The sequence below is a fragment of the Aliiglaciecola lipolytica E3 genome (genome assembly GCF_000314975.1).
Lineage (GTDB): Bacteria > Pseudomonadota > Gammaproteobacteria > Enterobacterales > Alteromonadaceae > Aliiglaciecola > Aliiglaciecola lipolytica.
This window is the reverse complement of record NZ_BAEN01000033.1, coordinates 1-1,852: the sequence shown is the minus strand read 5'-3', so window position 1 is coordinate 1,852 and position 1,852 is coordinate 1. Positions and strand designations below refer to the sequence as shown.

The 1,852-nt window shown below is 43.4% G+C and carries 2 protein-coding genes; both read left to right on the top strand.

Annotated elements, in window-relative coordinates; all coding sequences use genetic code 11:
- Positions 1-278: 278 nt before the first annotated feature.
- Positions 279-1,238 (top strand): GDP-L-fucose synthase, encoded by a 960-nt coding sequence (gene fcl / locus GLIP_RS07090; protein ID WP_008843917.1) that lies wholly within the window; start codon positions 279-281, stop codon positions 1,236-1,238.
- 1 nt (position 1,239) lies between these two features.
- The gene (locus GLIP_RS07085; protein ID WP_008843916.1) at positions 1,240-1,692 is read left to right on the top strand and encodes a GDP-mannose mannosyl hydrolase; all 453 of its coding nucleotides are present in this window, start codon (positions 1,240-1,242) and stop codon (positions 1,690-1,692) included.
- Positions 1,693-1,852 lie beyond the last annotated feature (160 nt).

Sequence of the window (1,852 nt, the reverse complement as noted above, 5' to 3'; positions counted from 1 at the left end):
GTGGATTGTTGGGTGATTTGATATCCTCGCGGGGCTGAAGCCCCACCTACAGGTAGCATGGTATTTATTCCATGGAGTTGTAGCAAGGGATTCATCCCGTGGCGTGTTGGGTGATTTGATATTCTCGCGGGGCTAAAGCCCCACCTACATGTAGCATGGAATTTATTCCATGGAGTTGTAGCACGGGATTCATCCCGTGAAATAAATCGACAATAAAACGTATTTTGTAGGCTGGGATTTATCCCAGTGAAACGACTAAATTTAAAGAGTAATCTAAGATGAAAAAAGTGTTTGTTGCAGGCCACAGAGGCATGGTTGGTTCTGCCATCGTCCGTCAACTAACAAAACAAGGTGACGTGGAAATAATCACTAAAACACGCAGTGAACTCAATCTTACCAGTCAAGCTGAGGTGAGTGAATTTTTTGAAAAAGAGAACATTGAACAGGTCTATTTAGCTGCCGCCAAAGTAGGTGGGATCATCGCGAATAACACTTATCCTGCGGAATTCATTTACGAAAACCTGATGATTCAATGCAACATTATCAACAGTGCTCATGTGGCTGGTGTTCAAGATTTACTATTTTTAGGCTCATCATGTATTTATCCTAAGTTGGCAGAGCAGCCAATGTCTGAAGATGCATTGTTAACCGGAACGTTAGAACCCACCAATGAACCATATGCGATTGCTAAAATAGCCGGTATCAAATTATGTGAGTCGTACAATCGTCAATACGGCCGCAACTATCGCTCTGTAATGCCTACCAATTTGTACGGCGAGAACGACAATTTCCATCCTGAAAATTCGCATGTTATTCCGGCATTGATTCGTCGTTTTCATGAAGCTAAGCTCGAAGGTAAACCTGAAGTTGTAGCTTGGGGAAGTGGTAAACCCATGCGCGAGTTTTTGCATGTGGATGATATGGCCGCGGCGTCTATTTATGTTATGCAGTTAGACAATGAGACCTACGAAGCAAATACCCAACCTATGCTTAGCCATATTAACGTTGGTACAGGTGTTGATTGCACGATTCGTGAATTGGCTGAAACGGTCGCTAAAGTAGTGGGCTACGAAGGTAAAATCAGCTTTGATACGTCAAAGCCCGATGGCGCACCGCGTAAACTAATGAATGTGGATCGCCTAAAAGACTTAGGTTGGCAATACAGCATTTCACTGGAGCAGGGACTAGCGACTACATATGAGTGGTTCTTAGCCAACCAAGATAGCTTTAGAAAATAACATGTTTTTAGATAAAGAAACCTTTAGCACGGTAATCGCCAGCACCCCGCTGGTGTCAATCGATTTGGTTATCACAAATGATAAAGATGAAGCGCTGCTTGGCCAGCGCTTAAATCGCCCAGCCAAAGGTTATTGGTTTGTGCCGGGTGGGCGTATTTTGAAAGATGAGCCGTTGGCAAACGCATTTAAACGTCTCACCCAAGAAGAGCTTGGTGAAGAGTTTAAAATAGAGCAGGCTAGCCTGCTTGGCCCGTATGATCATTTTTATCAAGACAATGTGTTTGGTGATGAATTTACCACTCATTATGTGGCAATAGCCTACAAATTAAAACTAACCAGTCCCCTAGAAAATTTGCCGTTAGATAAACAGCACGGCAGTTACCAATGGATGCCCATTTCCGAGTTGTTAGAAAGCAATCAAGTCCATAAACACACCAAATGGTATTTCATGTAGCATGGCCTTCAGGCCATGTTGGTATTTCATAATCCCCCCAATGTAGCATGGAATTTATTCCATGAGTTGTCGCACGGGATTTATCCCGTGGATTGTTGGGTATTTTGACATTCTCGCGGGGCTAAAGCCCCACCTACAGGTAGCATGGAATTTATTCCAT

What these genes read in the sequence shown, in the direction of transcription:
- fcl (WP_008843917.1), top strand. Translation starts at nt 279, where the DNA reads ATGAAAAAAGTGTTTGTTGCAGGCCACAGAGGCATGGTTGGTTCTGCC.
- GLIP_RS07085 (WP_008843916.1), top strand. Translation starts at nt 1,240, where the DNA reads ATGTTTTTAGATAAAGAAACCTTTAGCACGGTAATCGCCAGCACCCCG.